The sequence below is a fragment of the Proteus sp. CA142267 genome, from assembly GCF_003336825.1.
Lineage (GTDB): Bacteria > Pseudomonadota > Gammaproteobacteria > Enterobacterales > Enterobacteriaceae > Proteus > Proteus terrae.
On sequence record NZ_QPMG01000001.1, the window covers coordinates 1,059,803 to 1,085,383 of the forward strand.

Consider the following 25,581-nt stretch of genomic DNA (forward strand, 5'->3'; position numbering starts at 1 on the left):
AAACAAATAAATATAAATAAAAAAGAAAATCGATAGCCATCATTTATGCAAATAAGATAATAAATATCTATTTTATGTGTTTTTACGTAATTGAAATAATGTACTTTAAAGCATATTCTAAAATAGGAACCTTAAATAAATAGAATGCATAATTAATTAATCACTATTTTTATCGAGATTTTAATTTTGATAGAAATTTATTTCTCTTTTTTACAGAGGTTATTAAAATGAAAAGTGAAAGTTTTATTAACTCAAATATAAAAATAGAAAAAAATAATCTAAATAAGGACATTGATAAACTAAAAAAATTATTTTCATTAAATAACTATCACTATCAGGATATCAATAAAGAAGAAGGAAATAGTGTGCTTATTTATCGCTGGCCATTACTTAATTCATTTCATTACATGACTAAATGAGGCTAACTATGCCACTTATTGTATTAAAAGGACTCAGAGGTGGAGCGGGTACAACGTCCACAGCAATTGCGCTTGCTCGACAATTTAATCAACAAAATAAAGAAGTGCTTATTATTGATAATTGCACTGAAAATATTTTGTCTTTTTATTTTCCTGCACAGCAAAAAAACACCACATTAAGTCAGGCTTTATTAGCAGAAACACCAATAGAGGAGAGTATTTTTTACTATCGACCACACTACCAAGTGTTACCTTTTGGTTTAGTTAATATGAAGGATAATTTGCTCTTACAATTGTCATTTTCAGCAAAACAACAGCTTACCCATTTTTTAACGACATTTATTCAGCTACACCCTGATGCCATTATTTTAATGGATTTACAGCATGCAGAAGACGCTCTTTTCACGCCTTGGATAGAAAAAGCGGATATTTTTTTCACCGTAGCAATGGCAGAAAGCAACTGCCATATTCGCCTTAACCAGCACGAATTTATTGAAAATGAATACGTACTGATTAGCCAATTTCGTGCCACCAGCCAAATCCACCAAGATTTTTATCAATTTTGGCAAACGACGCCATTTCCATTATGCCCTGTCGTTCTTCATCGAGATGAAGCCTCACTAGAGGCCTGTGCCTCACGTTTACCTTTATATGATTACCGAGCTAATTGCATGTTAGTAGAAGAAATATCGCAACTCGCTCAATGGTGTTTTTCGTTATTTGAGAGGAAAGAAGGACAGCCATAATGCCATCATCTTACGATGCCACGAAAAAAGTCGAAAAGAATATGACACAACACATTCTTATTCGTTACTACAAGTTTTATCGCCATAACGGTGCATCTCGTAGCGCGGCTATTATTAGCGAGCTATTTATGGGCATTATGTGGTTTTTTTTACGGATGGAATCCCCTTTTTGGCGGAGAATTGCCAGAAAACAACGAGAGCTATATCCCCATATTGATCCTCGTTGCCCCAAAGTTTTCGATCCTCTACGCTATTTATTGCAAAGCATTTGGCTAGCTTGTCATTATGTCTCGCATTTGCTGATTAAAAAACCCACACAACTGATTTCCTATATTCGAAAAACATACAAAAAACTCTTTATTCATGTCACTCCTATCGCGATTGACATCATTGAACATAAGAAAAAAAACACACCATTTTGGCAGTATGCTCTCTATTCCGCCATCGCTATTTTTGCCATTTTCTTTATTTTACTCAGTATCACTCAGCCGTTTGATCTTACGTTTCAGTTTGTTTTTGTGATTGTTCTTTGGTTAGTTGCCTTAGCTATCCGCGATATTCCGGGGCGTTTCTCTTCAATCGCAATGGTTATGTTGGCACTGACAATTGCATGTCGATATATTTGGTGGCGTTATCAATCAACCCTTTATTGGATTGATAATTTCAGCTTATTTTGCGGTTTACTGCTTTTATTGGCTGAAACTTATGCCTGGTGTGTGTTATTCCTCAGTTTTATGCAATGCATTTGGCCACTACATCGAAAACCCGTTTCTATGCCTGAAGACATTATACAATGGCAAAGCGTTGATATTTTCATTCCTACCTATAACGAAGATTTACAAGTTGTTAAACCTACAATCTATGCCAGCTTAAATTTAGATTGGCCTAAAGATAAGCTCACTATTTATCTGCTTGATGATGGGGATCGTCCTGAATTTAAAGCATTTGCTCAAGAATTAGGTATTCGTTATATCGCACGAGAAAAACACGATTTTGCTAAAGCAGGTAATATTAATCATGCCTTAACACTCGCTTCTGGCGAATTTGTCGCTATCTTTGACTGCGACCATATTCCAACACGCTCATTTCTACAATTTACGATGGGATGGTTTTTAAAAGATGAAAAAATGGCATTGGTACAAACACCTCACCATTTTTTCTCACCCGATCCTTTTGAACGTAACTTAGGTAACTTCCGTGAAACGCCGAATGAAGGCACTCTCTTTTACGGATTAGTTCAAGATGGAAATGATACTTGGAATGCAGCGTTTTTCTGTGGCTCGTGTGCCGTTTTACGTCGTACTGCACTGGATGAAATTGGTGGTATTGCCGTTGAAACAGTTACAGAAGATGCACATACCTCATTACGCTTACACCGTCATGGCTGGAGATCTGCTTATATTCGTATTCCACAAGCCGCAGGTTTAGCGACTGAATCATTATCCGCACATATAGGTCAACGTATTCGGTGGGCAAGAGGAATGGTGCAAATATTCCGACTTGATAATCCACTCTTTGGTAAAGGCTTAAGCCTGCCACAACGGCTTTGTTACTTAAATGCCATGTTGCACTTTTTCTCTGGTATTCCACGGATGATTTTCTTACTTGCACCGCTGACGTTTCTTTTTTTCCATGCCTATATCATTTATGCGCCTGCAGTTGCCATCGCCCTCTATGTTGTACCCTATTTGATCCATATTTCACTCGCAAGTGCGAAGTTACAAGGCGCTTATCGCCACTCATTTTGGGGTGAAGTTTATGAAACGATTTTGGCGTGGTACACCACCCGCCCAGTGTTAAGTACCCTTTTTTCTCCTCATAAAGGAACTTTCAACGTTACTGGCAAAGGTGGCGTGATGGAAGAAGGCTTTGTCGATTGGCGAATTAACCGTCCTTATTTACTCTTTCTCAACCTAAATTTACTGGGTATTTTGTTTGCCTTTTGGCGCATTACAACAGGCGATCCTGATGAAGCTTGGGCTGTTGTTATGTGTTTATTGTGGGTTTGCTATAACCTTATCTTACTCGGTGTTGCTATTGCAGTTTCTGTCGAAACAAAGCAACAACGCCGTTTCCCTCGCGTTCGCGTTAAAGCTCCTGCCATGTTGCTGTTAAATAATGGCTCTCTCTATCGCTGTTATCTCTATGATTTTTCTGATAATAGCTGTGCCATTCAATTACCTGATAACGTCACTCTTTCACTCTCTCCAAATGAAAGTATCACTCTATTACTCAGCGAAAATCAGCGTGAACACGCCTTTAAAGCTAATATTTCACGTGTTAATGGGCAAATTATTGGGTTACAACTCCTTGAAATGACAACACAAAAAGCTATCGATTTTACCGCTTGTACTTTTGAGCGAGCCGATACTTGGGCTGAGTGGCAAAACGAACTTCCAGCCGACAGGCCTTTAAGCAGTCTCAAGAACATTATTTTTATCAGCATGCAAGGTTATAACACCTTGTTAAAGCGTGCTCCTTACTTTATTTACGTCACTTTTCGCTTACTCGGTTTGTTTTTGCTGTGGCTTTCATCGTTACTCCCTCAACGCGTTAATGTTTCACAAATATTTCATCAGTCTTGAAGGAAAAATTCAGTTTTCTGGGAATTTATTCATAAACAATAAGATCATGGGTAACAATAATGAAAAAACGTTTTCTCATATTTGCCTTATTTATGCTCACTTCTTCAGTTCATGGAGATGAAATGCAAGAAGCGCAAAATAATATTTCAGTGCCACCCGTTACAATAACCGAAGTGGCTCCTGAAGTTATTTCCCAAACAGCGCTTGGAAATGCACAACTGCCTTCTGCTGATGTCATACCTTCCGCTCGCCAGAAGATATTAAAATTTGCAGAGACAGCACCTAGTTATGGCGCTATTCATTTAACAGGCGTTAGCCCTGACGGCTATTTAGAATTTGGTGTACGTAGTGATGAATATGTTTCAAAAGCGACTCTCGATTTAGAATTTACACCGTCTCCGTCACTCCTTCCTGTGGAATCTCATCTTAATGTCTATTTGAATGATGAATTGATGAGAGTTATTACCTTAAAGCAGGAAGATTTAGGTAAGAAAAACCAAATTACGATACCGATTGTTCCTTTATTTATTCAAGATTTTAACCATATAAAACTCTCTTTTATTGGCCATTATCGTGAAATTTGTGAAAACCAAGCAAATACCACACTCTGGCTTGATGTGAGTAAAAGCAGTCAATTAAATTTGACCTTTCAATCACTCCGTTTAGGTAATGAATTAGCGCACTTCCCAGAGCCATTTTTTGACAGCCGTGATTTTGGTGAATTAACACTGCCGATGGTATTCAGTCAGTCGCCTAATTTAGTTCAACAAAAGGCAGCTGCTATACTCTCTTCTTGGTTTGGTACTCAAGTTGATTGGCGTAAGCAAAATTACCCTGTTTATTATGATGCTTTACCAAATCAACACAGTATTATTTTTGCAACTAATAAACAAAAACCCGCATTTTTAAAACAGCATCCCGATGTTAAAGCACCAACCATCGAAATGCTGACACACCCAACCAATCCTTATATTAAATTACTTCTTATCCTGGGACGTGATGATAATGATTTGATCACTGCCGTAAACGGAATAGCCCGCGGACAAGTTATTTTCAGAGGAAATATCGTTACAATTAATGAAGTAGAAAAATTGATCCCTCGTGAGCCTTATGATGCGCCCAAATGGGTACAGTTGAATAAACCTATCTATTTTAATACGTTACAAGACTACGAAGGCCAATTGCAATCTCGCGGATTAAAACCGAATCCTATTACGTTGAATATGACGTTACCGCCTGATCTCTTTATGTTTAATAATACGGGATTACAAATGCAATTGCGTTATCGCTATACCGCACCTGCATTTCAAGATGACTCTCGTATGTCTATCTCAGTGAACGACCATTTCATTAAAGCTTATCCTCTCGAGAAAGATAAAAAAGATAATCTTGTTATCGCTTATTTACCGCTTATTCAAGGTTGGATTGAGCATAAGAATTTATTGAATATTCCTGCTGTAAAACTGGGTGAACGTAACCAAATTACATTTGCCTTTGATTACACCAACCCTATTCCGGGTGGTTCAGTAGATCAATGTATTACTTATCAACCTGTTCCAAATGCAGTGGCAATTGATGATTTATCTAGTTTTAATTTTACTGGTGACTATCGACATTACATTGCACTGCCTGATTTGCGAGTTTACAGCCATGCTGGCTTCCCATTTAGCCGTTATGCGGATCTGTCCGAAACTCTGATTTTTGTTAATCAGCAACCGTCTCCAACTCAGTTGTCTACTCTATTAATTTCAATCGGGAATATCGGTGCTCAAACAGGTTATCCTGCGCTGAACGTTTCATTAACCGATTCATTAGAGGAAGTGCAAAAAAGGGATGCGGATCTGCTACTTATCGGCACCATTCCACCTGCATTAAATAATGATAAACAGATGAATGTACTGATTGATAAAGCACGCAGTGAAATCACTCTGCCTTCTCGTGAGATCAGTATCTTTAGCCACACAAGTTATCAACCCACTGATAAACGTCCTGATAGCCGTATCTCCCTGACGTCTAAAGGCTCAATGGGTGCAATTATTGGTTTCCAATCTCCATTCTTTTCACAACGTAGCGTTGTCGCACTATTAGCCGATAGTACACAAGGTTACAAACTGTTAAATGAGGCAATTAGTGATAGCGGTAAGCGCGATGCAATGCATGGTTCAGTGGTATTAGTCAGAGAGTCTGGTGTAAATAGCTTGCGTGTGGGTGACACTTATTTCGTCGGTTATTTACCTTGGTGGGAAGAAGTTTGGTATGTATTTGCATCTCACCCTATATGGCTTGGTTTAGCAGCAATTATCGGCATTATTCTTGTCTCTCTTCTTATTTGGCGAGCAATGAAAATAAGAAGCCAACGTCGTTTAGCGGCTAAGGATTAAGCTATGTGGCAATTTGGTCACACACATCGCCACTCTGTTATCGCTCTCTTTTTGCTGACAGGCATTTTGCCTGTCACGCAAGCCAGCGAAGAGACAACGGAAGCCTTTTTACAAGAGCAAGTGAGATTAGGAACGTCCATGGGAAATGAAGCTTTAATGGCTCAATCGTTGCATCGTTTAGCGTTAATTAAACCCAATGATCCTAATATCTTATTAATGCAAATTCAGTTTGCCGTTAAACAGAAAGATAATGCAAAAGCACAACAGCTATTTACTCAATTAGGTACTCAGTTTCCTCAATCAGAGCAATATCAACGTGCAATAAAAACCTTATCACTGACAACGGATGTTAATCGGCAAAAATTACAGCGAGCTCAACTTTACCGTACAGCTGGACGCTATGATGATGCACTAAATTTATACGATGAAATTTATCGAGGAATGCCACCAGATGAGACTTTAGCACTGGAATATATTCAAGTGCTTATGCAATCTTCCCATGATGATAAGGTAGATAGACTTAATAATATTTATCGCCAATATCCTCAGAATGCGAAACTAGCCAGTCTCTATCGGCAACAATCCACAATAAAATCGACGGTTGCAACAAGCACAACCAGTACGGTTTCCTCTGTAAAATCTAAAACAGAGGTTGCCTCATTGCCTATTGCGACCTTAAAACAAAAAGCACGACAACAGCCTGATAATGCGGATGTTGTAGGTGCATTGGGTGTGCGTTATTCTCGCGCAAATCAACGTGGTGTGGCTATTTATTATCTTTCACAAGCCCTGAAATTATCACCTAATCATGATAATAGCGGTCAATGGCGAGCCATGTTGCAGGCTAATCAATATTGGCATCTGCTTTCAAAAGGTGATGAAGCACTCTTAAAACAAAATTATGAATTAGCTGAACGATATTTTAACCAACTCAATAAGTTAAGTCCTTATGAAAGTGAGCCTTATATTGGTTTAGGTAACATTGCCGTTGCACTGCACCAATTGGATGTTGCTGAAAGCCATTATTTACAAGCCTTAAAATATCAACCCAATCACCCCGCGACTTTACATAGTCTCGCAAAACTTTATCGCCAACAGTCACATAATAAAGCTCAACAATTTATTAATAACTTAACGCCAAGACAATATAAAAATTTGGCAGAAGATTATGGCTATATTATCTCTGGCATAAGACAAGATTTAGCCGCTGATGATGAACATAAAGAGCAATACCTTAGTGCGATTGAAAAACGTAAGGCAATCGCTAAAGATTATCCTAATGATGTTTGGAATATTTATCGCCTTACTGATGATTTATTAATAACTCAACAAATCTCTGAAGCTGAAGAGTATTTTAATCAACTTAATCGCCGTCTCCCTAATGATCCATCTCGTCTTTACGCCTATGCGCTATATCTCAATAAAACAGGGCGAGAAACTCAAGCACTCGATACGCTAAAAGCAATTCCTTTGTCTCAACGAAGTGAGAGTATGAAAGCGTTAGATAGTCGATTACGTTTTGGTGAAATATTAGTGCATGCAGAGTCTCTACGCGCAAAAGGACAAGAACAACAAGCTGTTGATTATCTTTTTGCTCATATTCCGCCAGAGCAGAAAATTCAGACCTATTTACTACTAGCGAACTGGGCTCAAGAGCGAAATAATCTTGAACAAGCCTTAAGTTATTACCATACCGCACTAAACCTAGAACCTAATAATGAAACGGCATTATTAGGTGCAACAGATATTGCCTTGGAACAAGGACAAGAATCTCAGGCAAAATACTATCTTGCGAAAATAGAAACACTTTCACCCAACCAGTTTAATAGCAACTCTATTAGACGTGTCGCCAATGCAGAAAAAGAGGTAGGTAATACAGAAAAAGCGCAACACTATTTCGCTTACTTGGCACAACAAATTGAAACAGAGCCGGACAGTGCTGATCCTTTAATATTACGCGATATTGCTCGTTTTCAGCGTGATGGGCAACATCGTCAACAAGCTCACTATTATTATCAACAAGCGATGATCAAGGATGGAATAACAGATAGGTTGCCAAAAGATAATATTGAGTACACCACATTAATGCGTAATGACGAAAAAGATAACTGGTTATCTCGAAGCCTACGAGCTGACGCTCACTCTCTTTATCGTCAACAAGAGTGGCATTTTACTCTTGAACATGATTATTGGGGCTCTAGTGGTAGCGAAGGCTATTCGAAACTACGCGCTCACACCACAATGTTACAACTCGATCACCCTGTTTATGATGGTCGTTTCTTTTGGCGGGCAGACTTAGTTAATCTCAGCAGTGGTAAACTGGATGCATCACCTTATGATTCTAAATTTGGGACTTGTTATCGTACTGGCTGTTTCCCGTTAGAGCAGAAATCCTTTGGTGTTAGCCCGGCAATCGGCTGGGAAAATGATCAATGGCGATGGGATCTTGGTACAACACCACTGGGTTTCGAGGTAACTGATTGGGTCGGTAGAATCGCCTATAGTCATGATCTTTTTAATGTTGGCTGGACACTTGATATTCACCGTCGTCCAGTTAATAGCTCTCAACTGGCTTTTGCTGGTCAACGAGATATTTGGACTAACCAAATATGGGGCGGAGTGAGAAGAACCGGCATTCGTTTAAGCGCAAGCTATGACTTAGGTGGAAAAGATGGTTATTGGGGCGAAGTTTCTATTGATAAACTGACGGGTAAAAACGTTGAAGATAATAGCAGTGTTCGAGGAATGGGTGGCTACTATTACAAACTTATCAATGAGAACAATCGCCGCGTTTCCGTGGGATTAAGCACAATGCTTTGGCATTATGATAAAGACTTAAGCGGATACACTTTAGGTCAAGGTGGTTATTATAGCCCTCAAAAATATGTCTCTTTAGGTATCCCGATTAATTATCGTGAACGCACTGAAAATTGGTCTTGGGAATTATCAGGCTCTCTTTCTTGGTCTTACTCCCAAACAGATGACAGAAAGCGCTATCCTTTACAAAATCTCATTTCTCCCGATAAATTCAATCGCTATCTAAATGGACTTAGCCCTGAAGATCGAGAAGAGATGATGAGGCTTTATTATCAAGAGCGTGATGCTGTTGATGAAGGAGACTCCAGCAATGGTTTTGGTTATACCGCAAGAGCATTAGTTGAGCATCGAATTACACCGCATTGGTTTATTGGTGCGGCTATTGATATTCAACAAGCAAAAAACTATACCCCAAGCCATGCATTAATGTACTTACGTTATTCATTTGATGGTTGGAATGGTGATTTAGATTTACCGCCAAATCCTCTTATTCCTTATGCAGATTTTAAATAACGCTCAAATGTATTAAATACACAAACGGGAAGCACAGGCTTCCCGTTTAACATTTTCGCTAAAGTTATGATAGCAAGTTGTCATTATTGCGTTTTACGAAAAAGCCCAACTAGCAACCAACCCACTATCATGGCAAGGACAAATAAAATACCTTGATAAAATCCAGCACCTGCTAATACCAAACCAGGCCCCGGGCAAATTCCAGCTAATCCCCAACCAAGACCAAATAATACACTGCCCAACACTAATGGTTTATCAATCACTTTATTGGTTGGAATATTTAAAGGGCACGCTAAAATACTTTGTTGTCTACGACGTGTTAATTGGTAACCAATCACACTGACAACCAATCCTGCCCCCATAATGATCAATAAAGAAGGGTCCCAGTTTCCCGTAATATCCAGAAAACCTAGAATTTTTTGCGGATTGCTCATTCCACCAACAATCAATCCTGCACTGAATAGAAGACCACAAAGAAAAGCAACAAACTTAGTCATTTTCTTAGCCTCCTATTCCTATTACGTGGCGCTGAATATAAACGGTAATAAATGCAGTCACCATAAAGACTATAACTGCCACCATCGAGCGACGTGATAATCGAGCTAACCCACAAATGCCATGACCGCTAGTGCAACCATTACCTAAACGAGTGCCTGCTCCCACCAGCACCCCGGCAATAATTAGCATCCAAGGTGACGTTTCAATCACAGGTGATAAAGGTTTATCAAAAAAATAAAACAGTGTAGGTGCGATTAGCATGCCAAGTAAAAATGCCCAACGCCAACCATTTCCTTGCTGTTTTATTGATAACACACCACCTAAAATACCGCTTATTCCGGCAATGCGACCATTAAATAACAGTAAAATAGCGGCAGCTGCACCTATCATAAGCCCACCAATTGCCGCACTTAAAGGCGTAAAGTGAACCCAATCTATATTCATAAATTAACCTGCTATCGGACAATAAAGCTGATAAAGCGTATTGAGTAGCACAAGAACTTTTTCATCAGCAATAGAATAAAAGATACGTTTTCCATCACGACGAGTATTCACTAACCCTTCATTGCGCAAAACGGTTAGTTGTTGAGAAAGTGTCGGTTGACGAATACCTAAACTCTCTTCTAACTCACTCACACTTTTTTCGCCCTGACTTAACTGACACAATAATAAGAGGCGATCGCCATTTCCTAGCGTCTTAAGCATGCTAGACGCTTCATTAGCCGCCAATTTCATTGCATCTAATAAATCAGGTTGAACTCGTTGTGTCATGGTAAACTCCATAATCAATATACTTTTTAATAATATGTTAATTTATATATTGTGCAAGTTTTCTTTTTATTGCGTGTTTGTATAAGGCGCTATATGCTCTGTAACATGAAAACGGTAAGAGTCCCCATTGCCTTAGTGCAAAGCGTTATGCGAACACTGCGTGAAAAATTGCAGCAGGCTAATCTTTATCTTAATACAAATTACCCAGAACCTACTCTACATTATAATCAGAGAGGAACTATTGCAGGCAGTGCCTATTATGCAAATTGGGAAATCCGTATTAATCCTACATTATTGATTGAAAATAAACAGAATTTTATTGAAGAAGTTATTCCTCATGAATTAGCGCATTTATTAGTTAATCGCCATTTTGGTCGTGTAGCACCTCATGGGAAAGAGTGGAAATGGATGATGGAAACTGTATTACAAGTTTCAGCTAAACGTACTCATCATTTTGATGTCAGCGCAGTTAAAGCTAAGACCTTTCCTTATGCTTGCCAATGTGAAGAAGAACATCAACTTACAATTCGACGTCATAACAAGGTATTACGTGGTGAAACTCAATATCGTTGCCGTCATTGTCAGTCAATTTTGCAATTTATAGAACACGAACTTGTGTAGATAAAAATAAAGCCGATGTGTTGATTAAGTCACATCGGCTTTATCTTGAGAATAAATATGTGGGATTGTATTAAGCAAACTCGCTCATCACATGAGATGCGATTTCAAAGTAAATAATAAGACCTGTACCATCAATTAAGGTCGCGATAAACGGTGCTGAGACAACCGCAGGATCAATACCTAAACGCTTTAATACCATTGGAATTACAGACGAAACAATCGCACTCCAAACAGTGATTGAAATGAGTGTTAAGCCAACAACAATCATCACTTCCATACCCACACCTAAGAACCAAGCACGCACAAAACCGGCAATACCCATAGTTAGTGCGACCATTATGGATGTGGTTATCTCTTTTCTTAATACAGACCAAACATTACGTAAGCTCACTTCCCCTAATGCCATAGCTCGTACTAATGTTGAGGTGATCTGTGTACCACTATTCCCACCTGTACCAATTAGCAATGGAATAAAGAAAGCTAATGAAATCGCAGCTTCTAATCTGTCTTCAAAGGCATGTAATACCGTGCTGGTATACGCTTCTGCCACAAACAGCATCAATAACCAGACAACACGTTTACGCCATAATGTCACCGGACTGGTTTCTAAATAAGGCTGCTCTAAAGGTGAGGTTGCACCCTGCATTTGTGCATCCAGTGTATTTTCATCTTCAATTAATTCAGCAATATCTTGAGGACGTAAAACACCGACTAACTTTCCAAAATGCATCACCGGTACGCTGTCTAAACCGCTATGGCTAATCAGTTGATAAACATCATGTCGATTCTGTTCTGGTGAAACAGAAAAAAAGGTTTGACGCATCACATCAGAGACAAACAGATCATTCGCAGCTGTTAATAATGATTTAACAGGCAAAATCCCATTTAGATAGTTATCTTTATCCACCACATATAAATAGGTTGGAATTAATTCATCTTTTAAATCATTAACCAATTGAGCTTTCACATTTTCAACAGAATCAGCGACAGAAACAGCGATATAGGACTGGCTCATATATGCGCTAACAGTTGCATCATCTTTTAAACGATTGTATTGGTCTTGAGTTGAGTTGTTTTTAGGTGTGTTTAAGGATGCATCTGCAACTAATACAGCATCCATTTTGTTTTGAGTATTGAATTTCATTTTTGTGGTTCCCTATTACTGTTTGTGTTTAGCAAATCAGTTCTCCATAGGGGCGAAACCAGAAGCGAGAATGCAAAAGCTATCTACACGTCTCGGTTTTAGCACTATACAACGTATCCGATGAATACTGGAAGTTACATGGGGATATACCTTCGGTCGATATATCCTGTCCTAATCTTGGGCGTCTCTCGACGTCGTCAGATCAGTAACCTGTGTTTGTATAGGAGCCTCGCCTAACGAGATACTGCACTTTTCTTGCGAATGCGGCGCGCATTATAACCATTCACAATATAATGAAAAGCACGATAACGATTTTGTTTAAGTTCTATTGAAAAATAACCCACGATATTCATTATACAATTAAATAATATAATTCCATTAGAAATTAATATATAAAAAAGAAATGAAGATTTCCTACGAAAGTTAAAATCGTATAGTAAGAAGGAATTTGTTTATTAATTGATTATTTAAATGCTAATTTTTGCACTCTTATTTCTTCTGCTTGCAAAAATATCTCTTTTACCGTTTTACCATCTAATGATTGGCACATTTTACGAGTGATAATATCCGCATTTTTATGACTCCCTGCGATAACTAAATCATTAAAATTAATATCATTAAGAATAGCTAATTCTATTGCTTCATCAAAACGCGTTTGTTCATCAAGGGGGAGTGAATTGCGCATTTCAACAATTGAGATACGTAGCGATTCTACATTAGAGCCATCAAGGGTTTGTTGAGGTTTTTCACAGCCAGATAACATGACACTAAATAAACAAATAACTAACAATTTTTTCATATATCCCCCCTTACCCAGTCAATAGTTTAAATAATAGCAGAATGTTTATAAGGAAACTCCCCACTAACTAAAATATATTTTTAATGAGTCATCATTTCCAATATTTTTATTATTCTGAATAAATAAAAACCGTCTTTAATTTAAAATGAAGGGAAGCATTTTCCAGATTATTCGTTTTTTTAATGGGAGGAATAGGCATAAAAAACCCTGTTAATAAATTAACAGGGTAAAAAAACAGGAAAATAGAAGGAAATACTTAATAAAAAGAGGTTAAGCGAGCTCAACATCTCCTTTTAAACGACAGCTACATGCTAAGACATAACCTTGAGCTATCTCTTCAGGCGTTAATGTACTGGTACTGCTGACATCATAATCACCACTCGCAATGCGAGTTTTACAACTACCGCAAACTCCTGCACGACAAGCAGCAAAGACAGGAACTTTATTTTCTTCCATTGCCGATAATAAAGTTACACCAACAGGAACTTTAATTTGTGATAATGGGTGACGAATAGTCATGGTTAATTGTTCGTTTTCATCAACACAAACAGGCTCATCACCAAAACGTTCCATAAAGATATTCTCAGCAGGTACACCAAGATTTCTTGCAAAACGTCCTGTGTCTTCCATATAGCTATTTGGACCACAGCACATGACAGTACGGCTCGCAATATCAGGGACTAATGCAGCTAATTTTTCTTGAGAAATGCGCCCACTAAATAACCCTTTATTATCAGGCAATTTTGGCATCATGATAAAATTGAGATTATATGGATATGCATTTGCTAATTCGATCCACTCTTTCTCAAAAATAAACTGGCTTTGCTCGCGAATATTAAAAATAACCGTGATATCCGCTTTAGGTTGATTATTTAACAACCAACGTGTCATCGACATAACCGGTGTCACACCACATCCTGCCGCCAACATTAAATAGCGCGCACCTTCTTTATCTGCACAAGTAAACTCACCCTGAGCATCAGATAACCAAAGATAATCACCTGGTTTTACTTGTGATGTTAACCAGCCTGAACCCACGCCATTTTCTATACGACGAACGGTTAAAGTGATAAATGGGCTTAACCCCGGAGAAGATGAAATGGTATAAGCGCGCATTGTTTCATTACTATTATTGATACTCACCAGTGCAAATTGACCTGGTTTATAAGAATAAAAGTCATGATTAATTAAATTTAGCGTCCACACTTCAGGTGTTTCCTGATGAATAGAGTGAACTTGCATACGATTAGGACAAAGAGAAGTAGGCATCGTCATGGATATTGATCCTTCACCGAAGCCCGTAGGCTTCGGTAATGATAATGAATTTAAAACATTAAGCAGAAAGAATATCTTTAAGATCTTGTTCTGGTGTAGTAATAGAGCGCATACCAAATTTCTCATTTAATACCGCTAGCAGATTGTCAGTTAAGAACGCTGGTGCTGTTGGACCGGTATAAATGTTTTTCACGCCTAATGAAAGCAGAGTCAATAAGATAACAATCGCTTTTTGCTCGAACCAAGAGAGAATTAAAGACAGTGGTAAATCATTCACACCACAACCTAATTTCTCAGCAAGGTTAACAGCTAGCATAATCGCTGAGTAAGCATCGTTACACTGACCCACATCAAGTAAGCGAGGTAAGCCTTCTAAAGTACCGAAATCCAGTTTATTGAAACGGTATTTACCACACGCCAAGGTCATAATTAAACAATCTTGTGGAATTTCTCTTGCAAGATCGGTGTAGTAACTACGTTCACCACGGCTACCATCACAACCACCCACCAAGAAAACATGACGTAATTTGTTCTGTGAGACTAAATCAATCACAGTATCAGCGGCATTTAATAGTGTTTCACGACCGAAACCGACAGTAATTAAATGCTCAATTTCATTGTATGGGAAACCTTCTAATGATTGTGCTTGTTCAATCATTTCAGAGAAGTCATCACCAGTAATATGTTTCACACCCGGCCAACCAACAATACTACGTGTCCAAATACGGTCACCGTAATTACCTACATTTGGATCAATAATACAGTTTGAAGTCATTAATACAGGGCCAGGGAATTTCGCAAACTCAATTTGCTGATTCTGCCAACCACTTCCGTAATTACCCACTAAGTGTTTGTATTTTTTAAGTTCTGGGTAACCATGAGCAGGTAACATTTCACCATGAGTATAAATGTTGATCCCTTTACCTTCAGTTTGCTCAAGAAGCATTTGCAAATCTTTCAGGTCATGACCTGAAATTAAAATAGCTTTACCTGCAACAGGGCGCACGTTAACAGTAACGGGTGTTGGGTTGCCGTAAGCTTGAGTTTCGCCTTTATCAAGAATGGCCATAATGCGAAAGTTCATTTGACCAATACCCATTGCATTTTCTAACAACTCATTCATATCCGAAGGATCAGTACCTAACCACGCCATATAACGGTGATATTCTGCATAAATTTCATTATCATACTGACCTAAAACATGCGCGTGCTCCATATAAGCCGCCGCCCCTTTTAAGCCATACAGGCACAGCATACGTAATCCATGAAGATCATCACCGATTTGCGCTTTATCTGCATTTAAAGCAAAAAGTTGAGCTTGTTTTTGTAAGCTGTCTAAATCGCTACCCGCTAATTGAATTTCAGCTCTTGGGTTAGTGACTTGAATTGCTGCATTTTTCGCTAAAGTACGAGATTTCAAGCTTTCACGGAAATAGATAGCTTCTTTCGCATAACCGACAATACGATCAGAATCAAAGTTGACGTTAGTTAACGTAGAGAAAAAAGCACGAGGAGCAAAGCTATCTACATCATGATCAATAATACCGACACTACGCGCTGCCAAAGCCCACGCTGAAAGTCCTTCTAATACTGCAACGAGTAAATCTTGAAGATCTGAAGTTTCTGCTGTTTTACCACACATACCTTGCGCATAGGCACAACCATTACCTACAGGCGTTTTCATTGTTTGTTCACATTGCACACAATACATATCGTATTCCTTCTAATAAAAGATAACGCTTTATTTTTATAAGTTGCATTACAGATGCAACATAAGAATACGCCATTTTTATAAGAGCGAAAGTGCAATATTGAACAATTTAAATGTTGTTTGATCTAACGCAATTTCTAGCAAATTTTTTAATATCCCTTTTTTATCCTTTGATTTTGCTTAAGCCTCAAAATAATTTTCTCAAAAAAGAGAGCGCTATTGCATTGTGCCGATGATGACTAAATAAGAAGGAATGTTTAAGGATTTTTGACGGTTATTTTTTGTTTAATCATATAAATACTGAGAGATGAAACGATTAAGTTTATCCATTTTTGTTAAGTCAGTAATATTCATTACTATTTTTTATAGTTAATATCACCTATTGCATCAATAGCTAATCAAATTATTTCAATTGAGATATGTTATTAGCACGAGTATTACGAAATGAAACTACACATTTGAATGATGCTCATCCCTACATTGGAGATTAAAAATGATTAAATTAAATAATGTTCCATCAGAATTTCGTCCTCTAGAAAGTTATAAAATGCTAATTGGAGGAGAATGGGTATCTAGCACATCGCAAAAAACAACGAAAACCTATAGCCCAGCTACTGGTGAATTATTAAGTGAATACCAATCTGGTAGTGCTGAAGATGTTGAACGCGCAGTCAGTGCTGCACGTAATGCATTCAAAACATGGAGTAAAACGTCACCTGCTGAGCGTCAAGCCCTCTTATTAAAAATCGCAGATCGCTTAGAGCAAGAACAAGAACGCTTTGCTTGGATTGAGTCATTAGATAATGGTAAGCCACTCAATGAGTCGAAAAACATAGATTTACCTGCCTCTATTGACCATTTTCGATATTTTGCAGGCGTGATACGCTCTCATACCGATGAAAGTGCCGTCCTAGACGAAAATACCATTAGCCTTGTTATTCGCGAACCTATTGGTGTCGTGGGTCAAATTATTCCGTGGAACTTCCCATTATTAATGGCGGCATGGAAATTGGCACCAGCGATTGCAGCGGGTGACACAGTGGTTATTAACCCAGCAACACTGACTTCCCTTTCATTATTAGAACTAGGTCGTATTTTAAATGAAATATTACCAGCGGGTGTGATTAATATTGTTACCGGACGCGGATCTGTTGTAGGACAAGCTATTTTAGAGCACGAAGATATTGATAAACTTGCATTTACTGGCTCTACCAATGTGGGTTATACCGTAGCAGAAGCCGCAGCAAAAAAAATGGTTCCAGCAACATTGGAACTAGGCGGTAAATCAGCCAATATCGTGTTCCCTGATGCGAACATGAAAAAAGCAGTCAAATATTCAGCATTGGCAATATTGATGAACCAAGGACAAGCTTGTGAATCAGGTTCACGTTTGTTCTTACATAAAGATATTCATGATGAATTTTTGAAAGCATTAAAAACTGAATTTGAGAGTATTCGTGTCGGCGATCCACTTGACCCGAATACACAAATGGGTACACAAGTTAGCCAAGATCAAATGGATACCATCTTAGGCTACGTTGAACTCGCGAAAAAAGAAGGTGCAACTGTTTTAACTGGTGGTGAGCGTATTACTGGTGAAGGTTATGATGACGGCTTCTTTGTTCGTCCAACCATCATCATCAACGCAACAAACCAAATGCGTGTTGCCCGAGAAGAAATTTTTGGACCTGTGTTATGTGTTATTCCATTCGATAATGAAGATGAAGTGATCGAAATGGCGAATGACTCTGAATATGGCCTTGGTGGTGGTGTTTGGACTCAAGATATTAACCGTGCCTTACGAGTTGCAAAAGCAGTAAGAACCGGTCGTATGTGGGTTAACACTTATCACGAACTCCCTGCTCACGCACCTTTTGGGGGCTACAAGAAATCAGGTTTAGGACGTGAAACACATAAAATGATGTTAGATGCTTATAGCCAAGTGAAAAACATCTTCATCAGTATGAAAGAATAAGATTTTCTCTCTTTTCTAAATTCTTATAAAGATAATATCTATACTCATCTCTTCGCCTTCTCCCCAGAAGGCTTTTTATTATCTGTAATTTCTCCCCCTTACGTTATTACCATAAAAAAACCGCATACTTATCGCGATAAAGCATGCGGTTTTATGTTGTGTTGTTAGCCAATAAGTAAGAACGAGTTACTCTGCTTCGGCTTCTTTTTTACTTACTGAGTGAGTTTCTTTATCTAATTCAATATTATCGGCATTAACATCTTTTATATGATCTCTTGTTAAGCGATAAACAACGGGACTTAATAAAGCTAATGCAATTAAGTTAGGAATAGCCATCATTGCATTGAGTGTATCGGCTAACAACCACACAAACTCTAACGATTGTGTCGCACCAATTGGTAACGCAATTAGCCATGCAACCCTAAATGGCATAATCGCTTTAGGTCCAAAAAGATATTGCACACATTTTTCACCGTAAAAACTCCAGCCTAAAATGGTGGTAAAGGCAAAAATAGCTAATGCAATTGCCACAATATAGTTACCACCCGGAATAGCGATAGAGAATGATGCAGCGGTTAATGTTGCTCCACTTTGCCCTGTTAGCCATTGTCCTGTAATAACAATGGTTAATCCTGTAACAGAACAGACGATGATGGTATCAATAAAAGTCCCCAACATCGCAATCAAACCTTGGCGAACAGGATTTTGTGTTTTTGCTGTCGCATGGGCAATTGGCGCACTACCCAATCCTGCTTCATTTGAGAAAACACCACGCGCTACACCAAAGCGGATCGCAGCCCAAACAGCTGCCCCTGCGAAACCACCTTGAGCAGCAACAGGTGTAAACGCAGATTTAACAATAAGGACAATTGCATCTGGGATCGCAGTCGCATTCAGTGCGAGAACAATAATGCCTGCACCAAAATAGCCAACGGTCATAATAGGAACTAATTTACCGGCAACATCAGCAATACGCTTAATGCCTCCAATGAGTACGGCTCCGACTAAAACAACGAGCACAATAGCGGTTATTGTTGTCGAAATACCAAAGTTACTTTCCAGTACATCAGCGACAGAGTTTGCTTGTACTGTGTTACCAATACCAAAACCCGCAAAACTACCAAAAACAGCAAAAACAGTACCTAACCAAACCCAATTTTTACCTAAGCCATTTTTGATGTAATACATTGGCCCACCGACATAGTTTCCGTATTTATCAACTTCACGGAAACGTACAGCAAGCACGGCTTCTGAATATTTGGTTGCCATTCCCACTAATGCGGTCATCCACATCCAAAACAATGCACCGGGGCCACCTAAGACAACAGCTGTTGCAACACCGGCAATATTACCAGTTCCTATAGTGGCAGAAAGCGCGGTCATTAAGGCATTAAATGGCGATATTTGCCCTTCACCTCTTTTGTCATTTTTTTCAAATAAAAGCTTAAAGCCTGTTCCTAACTTCCTAATAGGTAAAAATCCAAGTCGAAACTGCATAAAAAGGCCGATACCGAGAATGCCGACAAGCATCGGAACTCCCCATACCACGCCATTTATAGCGCTTAATATATTTGTGATGAAATCCATAATTTACCCTTTTTCGTCCAAATGTTATCTAAATATGTATTTTTTGTTATCAATTACACTAAAGATGAAAAAGGGAAAATATGCTAGAAAAAAAAACAACTAACTCTAAAATTGGCTTAGTTATGTGAGAAATATCACTTCATTATTAAATTACGCTATCATTAGGTTCATCGTTACAATACTTCAATCAAAGTTATGCATAATCATAAATCAGTACAAAACAGCCAAAATGAGCGACGCTTTAATCTGTTCAGAAAAGCGCAAGAAACCAATCTTGCACCACTAAAGATCCTGTTATTGTCCGCTGTAGTCGGCTCTTTGGCTGGGCTAGTGGGTGTTTTATTTGAAAAAAGTGTTAGTTGGGTGATTCATTTTCGACAAGAAGAGTTTATTAAAACCTTTACTAATCCTTATATTCTAGCGATCTGTACATTACTTTTTTCCTCTATTCTGGCAATGCTGGGATACTATTTAGTCAAGAAATTTTCACCCGAATCAGGGGGATCAGGAATACCTGAAATTGAAGGTGCCATGATAGATATTCGCCCTGTTCGTTGGTGGCGAGTATTACCTGTAAAATTTATTGCCAGTATTGGGACGTTAGGTTCTGGTATGGTATTAGGACGAGAAGGCCCAACAGTACAATTGGGTGCCAATATCGGCCAGCTCGTAAATGATATTTCTCGAGTAAAAGATAAAGAGTCGCGCCATACTCTATTAGCTACCGGAGCCGCCGCAGGATTAACCGCGGCTTTTAATGCCCCTCTGGCTGGTATTTTATTTATTATTGAAGAGATGCGTCCTCAATTTAAATACAGCCTTATTTCAATTAAAGCGGTATTTATTGGCGTTATTATGTCTTGCATTGTTTTTCGCCTATTTAATGGTGAAGGTGGTGTTATTCATATCGGTAAGTTTTCATCTGCACCACTAAACACACTCTGGTTGTATTTAGTTTTAGGAATGTTATTTGGTGTTATTGGCGTTATTTTTAGTAAATTACTTTTTTATGTTCAAACCCAGTTTCAACATTTTTATCAAGATAAAACATCACGTTTTGTTTTAACAGGTGGGATCATCGGTGGGCTTTGTGGCTTATTAGCATTAATTATTCCTGAAATAACCGGTGGTGGATTTAGTATTATTCCAGCATTAAGCGCAGGGCAATATTCTCTTATCGCCCTATTACTTTTCTTTGTTTTACGAACCATAACATCCATTATCAGTTTTGCTTCGGGTGCTCCTGGCGGTATATTCGCCCCAACCCTGGCATTAGGTACGTTATTTGGTAGCGCCTTCGGATTAACTGCAACCTTACTTTTCCCTGATTATCAAATCCAAATTGGTACATTTGCCATTGCTGGAATGGGAGCTTTATTTGCAGCAACCGTAAGAGCACCTCTAACAGGGATCGTCCTCGTGTTAGAAATGACTGATAATTATCAACTTATCCTACCGATGATCATTACCTGTTTAGGTGCAACAATGTTGGCACAACTATTAGGTGGTCGCCCTATTTATACCGTTTTATTAGAACGAATATTACAAAAATCTGAGGTAAAAGAACAAGCAAATCAAGCCGATGATATTAAAAGCGATAAATTACCACAACAATAAAACTCGCTTAAATAGATAAAAAAATACCCCAATTATTTGGGGTATTTAAAAAGAGATGATTGTACTTAACTATTTTTTACGTGCGATTAAAGTAGCAAAGTTTAGGGCGATACGATTGCCATTTGCATCTGTTTTATGTAGATGCCCTGGGTTTTCATTATATTTAATAATCTCCCATTCTTTATAATAATCAGCTAATTCATTTGGACGTAAAAAGGTTTTAAATGGAATTTCAGCAGGATCACTATTTGGCGTTTCAACAGGGCAAACAATCACATTAATACCATTAGAGTTGGTACATTCCTGCATGTTTTTAATAATACTTTCAATACGTTCCCGTTGGCAGAACATCAAGACAACAGTTGAAAGAATAATATCGTATTTATCTGTCAGTGAAGCTTCATTAATATCATATAAGCCGCTTTTTACCGCTAACCCTGTTTTGGTTTTAACAGCTTCAATAGCATCAATATGCGAGGCATTAATATCTAACGCTGTTACATCATAACCTTGAGATGCCAAATAGAAACTATTTCGACCACGACCAGCACCTAAATCTAACACCTTACAAGGCTGGGTAAATGTTACCATATAACGTACTTCAGAATGTGGTAATGATAACTCGTTTACTTTAAATAGCTTATCTTCTGGAGCACATAAAAAAGAGAGTTGACAACGAACATCATCGCTCGCTTTATCTATTTTATGCCACTGTTGAGGTTGAATTAAAGGTGGCTGATTGTCAGTATCACACTCCACTGAAATCTGTGAACCATCATCATTAAAAACAACAAATGTCATGTTACCTTGCAATACCCGCATTTGGGCATAAGTGCCTTCCTTTGTATTGTGACGTTCTAATAACGCTAAAGGAATGGATGTACGAGTCCACTCAGGCATTGTTTTATAACTTACAAGTTCCATAATTCAACCTCACTTAAGATGCATTTTAAATACATCTTATGGCAATCATTATCTTTCGTAAAGAAGGTTTTATCAAAATTATGATTTTAAATATTTGTTTAAAAGCAAATCAGTCACATCTGATGAAGAAATAGATTCACCACACAAAACTTTCATCATAATTTCTTTACCTAATGATGCTAAAGAAAACAGCATATCTGGGCGTAACCGACTGATTTTATCTCTATTCTCATCTTGATTAATAATAGTGATCAATTTGGCATCAACATTAGAACATTCTTGGATAGTCAGTAAGATAAAGGTATTTTCTGCATCACTTTCAGATAAAGTCGCCACCCAACTCGCTTTTGCAATATTGGCAGATAGTAATGTTTTAAGATTAGTAGGATCGCCTTCAATAATATTGGCTTGCGCATCATAAGAGGCTTTGCTTTTATCGGTGCAAATCGCAATAACCTGTTTCCCTTGCTCTCTTAACCCTTTTTCTAATTGAGAAGCTAATGCCGATGAACCAATAATAATAAAATGATTATGCATTTTAGCGATCCTCTTCTTAACAATATCGCGAGTACCACGCGCAAGAAATCCCATGACATACACAATGGACGTGGTAAAAACAGTTATTCCCAAGATAACAACAGTAAGAGTAAAAATACGTGCATTCGTGCTAACTGGCACAATATCGCCAAATCCTAGCGTCGTCATACAGACAATAGAAAAATAGAACGCATCCATCAGCGTTGTTATATGTGGCTTAAACTCATCACCAATATAAAGACTTCCCAGCATTGAGAATAACAGCAAAGAAAGGATACAGATAAAAGCCACAAAGCCAGCACTAGTTAAACTATGATGCGGAAATGCGCGCCAACTCATCAACAGCCCAATCGCTAAAATAAAAGAAAAATAGGATTGAAAATCCATTTGCTGATAAACAGCAACATCGAGAAAAATAATGGTGGCTAATAAAATCAAAGAGACACACCACGCAATTCTGGCGCCAAGATACATAAATATTGAAAGCAAGATCAATGCGCAAGCTAACATGACCTTGGGTATATCAAGAAGTTTTAATACGCCTAAAGATTTAAGCCATGCTGAAAACCCATGGATTTCCCAATCCAGATAAATACCACGAGACAGCAAAATAGAGTAAATGATAAAAATACCATTTAAGATAAGTAATAAAGACATCATTTTTCTTGTCACTTTAGATGTCTCTATTACATTCAGTATTGCGGATAATTTCATATTAGATATCGTAAATACTCAGCTAGTTATTTAAAGGAATATTATCTAATCCTTGAAATCTAAAAGGTTCTGCGGGTTTAAAATGACTTGTCGCATTTGCAGAATAGATTATCGACTGCTCTTCACCTAATGGTAATGTCATTACTTTCCCACTCTCTTTTGAAAAATCAATTTCCTTTAAATTAACCCAAAAGGTATTTGGCGATAATGCTGATTCAAAAAAATATAATTGGTTTTTATGATCAGCGACAGTTCTCCAGCGTGTGGATGAAATTTCTGGTGATTCAGCCGTACTTAGCCCATAAGGCACAGATACATTTCTGATCACACCAAATACACTGGCAAGCGATTTTTTACTCGATTGAGCTTTAGGAATGGCATTCACATAAAAAGAAGCTCTAGCAAAACGATCTGAGGCTCGATTAGTCCCCGGTAACATCACAGTTCCACCAATTTGTTGCCAATAACTGTTCAACGCTAATTGTTCTGAAAAAATAGGAGAGTTCGTCATCACTTGATACTCTTTGCTATGATGAATCACTTGCTTACCATTAATATATTCTATAATGGCGCTATCTCCCGTTGCATCTGAAAGCGAGAGATGTAACGTTGCCATTCTATCTTGTCCAGGAACTTTATCTGTTAATACAATAAAAGGCTCACTGTCTAATGCATTGACAGCTTCTTCAACTGAAGCAAAATTATCTAATACATACTGTGCCCATGCAGAAATTGAAATCGCCGGTCTTTCTTTGGTATACGCTGGATAATCTGATTCCGCCAACCACAATAAATTAGCCACTAAACCTTTTTCATTCATACCATCAGTCGTAGAAATATCATAACCTGATGCAATCACGCTTCCATATTTAGATATCCATTTTATCGAGTTATCGCCCGCTTCTCCTGAGCGTTGCATTCCTTGTGGGAACACCCATAAATTTGTTCCTATATCATATTTCCAGTCCATTGAGCGAGCTGTGATAATTTGGTTATTGTCGCCTAAATAAACAAGCCGAGTACATGCGTCAACATCTGTAATACCTACTGTGAAAAAACCAGAGATAAGTAGAGTACCCAAAAAAGTATGGCGTAATTTTTTCATTATGACTCTTTCCTGTTAAACAAATGGATGGCTTCTTTGTTATGACCTTTCTTGGCACCGACTTAGAATAGATAAAGCCTCAACATAAATATTAATCCTATTAAAAAATAAGAATTATTACTTAAGTATAAGATCATTCATCATAATTGTGCATAAAAAAACCGATACGTTAAAGTATCGGTTTATAAATCGTCTAGGTAATAAGAGGTTTTATTGCCTTAAAAAAAACATTTAATTACGCTTTTTTTACACCTTCAACAGAGATAATTAATTCTGCTTCTTGTGATTTTGGTCCTAAATCTGATTTAAAATTAAACTCTTTCAGATTCACTTTACCTGTTGCTTCAAAACCAGCGCGATAACCTTTCCAAGGATCGGTACCTTCGCCAATTAATTTTGCATTTAATGAAACAGGTTTAGTCACACCATTTAATGTTAAATCACCTGTAACTACATAATTTTCGCCATCACGAGTAACTTGAGTTGAAACAAATCGAGCTTCAGGATATTTGCTTGCATTAAAGAAATCAGCGCTACGTAAGTGCTTATCACGTTCTGCGTGATTAGTATCTAAGCTTCCTGTTTTAATCACAACATCAACTTTGTCTTTTGATGGATCTTCTTTATCGTAACTAAATGTACCATCGAAATCTTTAAAAGTGCCGTATAACCAGCTATAGCCTAAATGTTGGATACGAAACTGTACAAATGCGTGTTGGCCTTGTTTATCAATAGCATAATCTGCTGCTAAAGCAGTACTTGCATTAAATAACAACGCACCTGCGGTTAAACCTAATAAAGCTTTCTTAAACATTGTTATCTCCATAATTTCGTTTTATAAG

The 25,581-nt window shown here is 37.9% G+C and carries 20 protein-coding genes and 1 riboswitch; of the genes, 8 read left to right on the plus strand and 12 right to left on the minus strand.

Annotated features, from left to right (window positions below; translation table 11 throughout):
* The first annotated feature begins 227 nt into the window (after positions 1-227).
* From bcsR to bcsC, 5 genes are read left to right on the plus strand one after another with little or no spacing between them, the layout of a single operon-like run.
* A complete protein-coding gene (bcsR, locus tag C0T34_RS04910) occupies positions 228-419 on the plus strand; it encodes a cellulose biosynthesis protein BcsR (RefSeq protein WP_109849773.1) in 192 nt (63 codons plus the stop codon).
* Positions 420-427: 8 nt separating this feature from the next.
* On the plus strand, positions 428-1,165 hold the full coding sequence (locus C0T34_RS04915) for a cellulose synthase operon protein YhjQ/BcsQ (RefSeq protein WP_098942168.1): 738 nt from the start codon (positions 428-430) through the stop codon (positions 1,163-1,165).
* Positions 1,165-3,750, plus strand: a complete 2,586-nt coding sequence (gene bcsA, locus C0T34_RS04920; RefSeq protein WP_109849774.1) for a UDP-forming cellulose synthase catalytic subunit — start codon at positions 1,165-1,167, stop codon at positions 3,748-3,750. The genes C0T34_RS04915 and bcsA overlap by 1 nt, the downstream gene beginning before the upstream one ends.
* 59 nt (positions 3,751-3,809) lie before the next feature.
* Positions 3,810-6,131 (plus strand): cellulose biosynthesis cyclic di-GMP-binding regulatory protein BcsB, encoded by a 2,322-nt coding sequence (gene bcsB, locus C0T34_RS04925; protein ID WP_109849775.1) that lies wholly within the window; start codon positions 3,810-3,812, stop codon positions 6,129-6,131.
* 3 nt (positions 6,132-6,134) lie between these two features.
* The gene (gene bcsC, locus C0T34_RS04930; protein WP_109849776.1) at positions 6,135-9,461 is read left to right on the plus strand and encodes a cellulose synthase complex outer membrane protein BcsC; all 3,327 of its coding nucleotides are present in this window, start codon (positions 6,135-6,137) and stop codon (positions 9,459-9,461) included.
* A gap of 83 nt (positions 9,462-9,544) precedes the next feature.
* Here bcsC and C0T34_RS04935 read toward each other — a convergent pair whose 3' ends face one another.
* From C0T34_RS04935 to C0T34_RS04945, 3 genes are read right to left on the minus strand one after another with little or no spacing between them, the layout of a single operon-like run.
* Positions 9,545-9,958 (minus strand): YeeE/YedE family protein, encoded by a 414-nt coding sequence (locus C0T34_RS04935; protein WP_098942164.1) that lies wholly within the window; start codon positions 9,956-9,958, stop codon positions 9,545-9,547.
* Between the two features lie 4 nt (positions 9,959-9,962).
* The gene (locus C0T34_RS04940; RefSeq protein ID WP_098942163.1) at positions 9,963-10,403 is read right to left on the minus strand and encodes a YeeE/YedE family protein; all 441 of its coding nucleotides are present in this window, start codon (positions 10,401-10,403) and stop codon (positions 9,963-9,965) included.
* Between the two features lie 3 nt (positions 10,404-10,406).
* The gene (locus C0T34_RS04945) at positions 10,407-10,730 is read right to left on the minus strand and encodes a metalloregulator ArsR/SmtB family transcription factor (protein WP_036912417.1); all 324 of its coding nucleotides are present in this window, start codon (positions 10,728-10,730) and stop codon (positions 10,407-10,409) included.
* 105 nt (positions 10,731-10,835) lie between these two features.
* Between C0T34_RS04945 and C0T34_RS04950 the strand changes: the two genes are divergently transcribed.
* Complete coding sequence (locus tag C0T34_RS04950; protein WP_138158011.1) at positions 10,836-11,351, plus strand: SprT family zinc-dependent metalloprotease; 516 nt, start codon at positions 10,836-10,838, stop codon at positions 11,349-11,351.
* A 70-nt stretch (positions 11,352-11,421) separates the two neighbouring features.
* Here C0T34_RS04950 and mgtE read toward each other — a convergent pair whose 3' ends face one another.
* From mgtE to hcp, 4 genes are all read right to left on the minus strand, one after another.
* Positions 11,422-12,495: a magnesium transporter gene (gene mgtE, locus C0T34_RS04955; RefSeq protein WP_098942161.1), complete on the minus strand. Its 1,074-nt coding sequence runs from the start codon at positions 12,493-12,495 to the stop codon at positions 11,422-11,424.
* Between the two features lie 76 nt (positions 12,496-12,571).
* Positions 12,572-12,743: riboswitch (M-box (ykoK) riboswitch) on the minus strand.
* A 215-nt stretch (positions 12,744-12,958) separates the two neighbouring features.
* Positions 12,959-13,294 (minus strand): DUF6694 family lipoprotein, encoded by a 336-nt coding sequence (locus tag C0T34_RS04960; protein ID WP_098942160.1) that lies wholly within the window; start codon positions 13,292-13,294, stop codon positions 12,959-12,961.
* Between the two features lie 270 nt (positions 13,295-13,564).
* Positions 13,565-14,569, minus strand: coding sequence for an NADH oxidoreductase (hcr, locus tag C0T34_RS04965; protein WP_098942159.1), 1,005 nt, complete (start codon positions 14,567-14,569; stop codon positions 13,565-13,567).
* A 58-nt stretch (positions 14,570-14,627) separates the two neighbouring features.
* Positions 14,628-16,280 (minus strand): hydroxylamine reductase, encoded by a 1,653-nt coding sequence (gene hcp / locus C0T34_RS04970; protein WP_109849777.1) that lies wholly within the window; start codon positions 16,278-16,280, stop codon positions 14,628-14,630.
* Between the two features lie 493 nt (positions 16,281-16,773).
* Here hcp and C0T34_RS04975 point away from each other — a divergent pair, with 493 nt between their 5' ends.
* A complete protein-coding gene (locus C0T34_RS04975) occupies positions 16,774-18,255 on the plus strand; it encodes an aldehyde dehydrogenase family protein (RefSeq protein WP_098942157.1) in 1,482 nt (493 codons plus the stop codon).
* Positions 18,256-18,441: 186 nt separating this feature from the next.
* On the opposite strand, the gene C0T34_RS04980 is transcribed toward C0T34_RS04975, so the two are convergent.
* Positions 18,442-19,842 (minus strand): sodium:alanine symporter family protein, encoded by a 1,401-nt coding sequence (locus tag C0T34_RS04980; RefSeq protein ID WP_098942156.1) that lies wholly within the window; start codon positions 19,840-19,842, stop codon positions 18,442-18,444.
* A 195-nt stretch (positions 19,843-20,037) separates the two neighbouring features.
* Between C0T34_RS04980 and clcA the strand changes: the two genes are divergently transcribed.
* Positions 20,038-21,459, plus strand: a complete 1,422-nt coding sequence (gene clcA, locus C0T34_RS04985) for a H(+)/Cl(-) exchange transporter ClcA (protein ID WP_098942155.1) — start codon at positions 20,038-20,040, stop codon at positions 21,457-21,459.
* A gap of 69 nt (positions 21,460-21,528) precedes the next feature.
* Here clcA and tehB read toward each other — a convergent pair whose 3' ends face one another.
* The 4 genes from tehB to C0T34_RS05005 all read right to left on the minus strand — a co-directional run bounded on the left by tehB (position 21,529) and on the right by C0T34_RS05005 (position 25,553).
* Positions 21,529-22,383 carry an SAM-dependent methyltransferase TehB gene (gene tehB, locus C0T34_RS04990; protein WP_098942154.1) on the minus strand — a complete coding sequence of 285 codons (855 nt, stop codon included), beginning with the start codon at positions 22,381-22,383 and terminating at the stop codon, positions 21,529-21,531.
* Positions 22,384-22,461: 78 nt separating this feature from the next.
* Complete coding sequence (locus C0T34_RS04995; RefSeq protein WP_098942153.1) at positions 22,462-23,634, minus strand: NAD-binding protein; 1,173 nt, start codon at positions 23,632-23,634, stop codon at positions 22,462-22,464.
* Between the two features lie 22 nt (positions 23,635-23,656).
* Positions 23,657-24,742: a linear amide C-N hydrolase gene (locus C0T34_RS05000; protein ID WP_098942152.1), complete on the minus strand. Its 1,086-nt coding sequence runs from the start codon at positions 24,740-24,742 to the stop codon at positions 23,657-23,659.
* Between the two features lie 232 nt (positions 24,743-24,974).
* The gene (locus C0T34_RS05005; protein ID WP_088494888.1) at positions 24,975-25,553 is read right to left on the minus strand and encodes a YceI family protein; all 579 of its coding nucleotides are present in this window, start codon (positions 25,551-25,553) and stop codon (positions 24,975-24,977) included.
* Positions 25,554-25,581 lie beyond the last annotated feature (28 nt).

What these genes read in the sequence shown, in the direction of transcription:
- bcsR (WP_109849773.1), top strand. Translation starts at nt 228, where the DNA reads ATGAAAAGTGAAAGTTTTATTAACTCAAATATAAAAATAGAAAAAAAT.
- C0T34_RS04915 (WP_098942168.1), top strand. Translation starts at nt 428, where the DNA reads ATGCCACTTATTGTATTAAAAGGACTCAGAGGTGGAGCGGGTACAACG.
- bcsA (WP_109849774.1), top strand. Translation starts at nt 1,165, where the DNA reads ATGCCATCATCTTACGATGCCACGAAAAAAGTCGAAAAGAATATGACA.
- bcsB (WP_109849775.1), top strand. Translation starts at nt 3,810, where the DNA reads ATGAAAAAACGTTTTCTCATATTTGCCTTATTTATGCTCACTTCTTCA.
- bcsC (WP_109849776.1), top strand. Translation starts at nt 6,135, where the DNA reads ATGTGGCAATTTGGTCACACACATCGCCACTCTGTTATCGCTCTCTTT.
- C0T34_RS04935 (WP_098942164.1), bottom strand. Translation starts at nt 9,958, where the DNA reads ATGACTAAGTTTGTTGCTTTTCTTTGTGGTCTTCTATTCAGTGCAGGA.
- C0T34_RS04940 (WP_098942163.1), bottom strand. Translation starts at nt 10,403, where the DNA reads ATGAATATAGATTGGGTTCACTTTACGCCTTTAAGTGCGGCAATTGGT.
- C0T34_RS04945 (WP_036912417.1), bottom strand. Translation starts at nt 10,730, where the DNA reads ATGACACAACGAGTTCAACCTGATTTATTAGATGCAATGAAATTGGCG.
- C0T34_RS04950 (WP_138158011.1), top strand. Translation starts at nt 10,836, where the DNA reads ATGAAAACGGTAAGAGTCCCCATTGCCTTAGTGCAAAGCGTTATGCGA.
- mgtE (WP_098942161.1), bottom strand. Translation starts at nt 12,495, where the DNA reads ATGAAATTCAATACTCAAAACAAAATGGATGCTGTATTAGTTGCAGAT.
- C0T34_RS04960 (WP_098942160.1), bottom strand. Translation starts at nt 13,294, where the DNA reads ATGAAAAAATTGTTAGTTATTTGTTTATTTAGTGTCATGTTATCTGGC.
- hcr (WP_098942159.1), bottom strand. Translation starts at nt 14,569, where the DNA reads ATGACGATGCCTACTTCTCTTTGTCCTAATCGTATGCAAGTTCACTCT.
- hcp (WP_109849777.1), bottom strand. Translation starts at nt 16,280, where the DNA reads ATGTATTGTGTGCAATGTGAACAAACAATGAAAACGCCTGTAGGTAAT.
- C0T34_RS04975 (WP_098942157.1), top strand. Translation starts at nt 16,774, where the DNA reads ATGATTAAATTAAATAATGTTCCATCAGAATTTCGTCCTCTAGAAAGT.
- C0T34_RS04980 (WP_098942156.1), bottom strand. Translation starts at nt 19,842, where the DNA reads ATGGATTTCATCACAAATATATTAAGCGCTATAAATGGCGTGGTATGG.
- clcA (WP_098942155.1), top strand. Translation starts at nt 20,038, where the DNA reads ATGCATAATCATAAATCAGTACAAAACAGCCAAAATGAGCGACGCTTT.
- tehB (WP_098942154.1), bottom strand. Translation starts at nt 22,383, where the DNA reads ATGGAACTTGTAAGTTATAAAACAATGCCTGAGTGGACTCGTACATCC.
- C0T34_RS04995 (WP_098942153.1), bottom strand. Translation starts at nt 23,634, where the DNA reads ATGAAATTATCCGCAATACTGAATGTAATAGAGACATCTAAAGTGACA.
- C0T34_RS05005 (WP_088494888.1), bottom strand. Translation starts at nt 25,553, where the DNA reads ATGTTTAAGAAAGCTTTATTAGGTTTAACCGCAGGTGCGTTGTTATTT.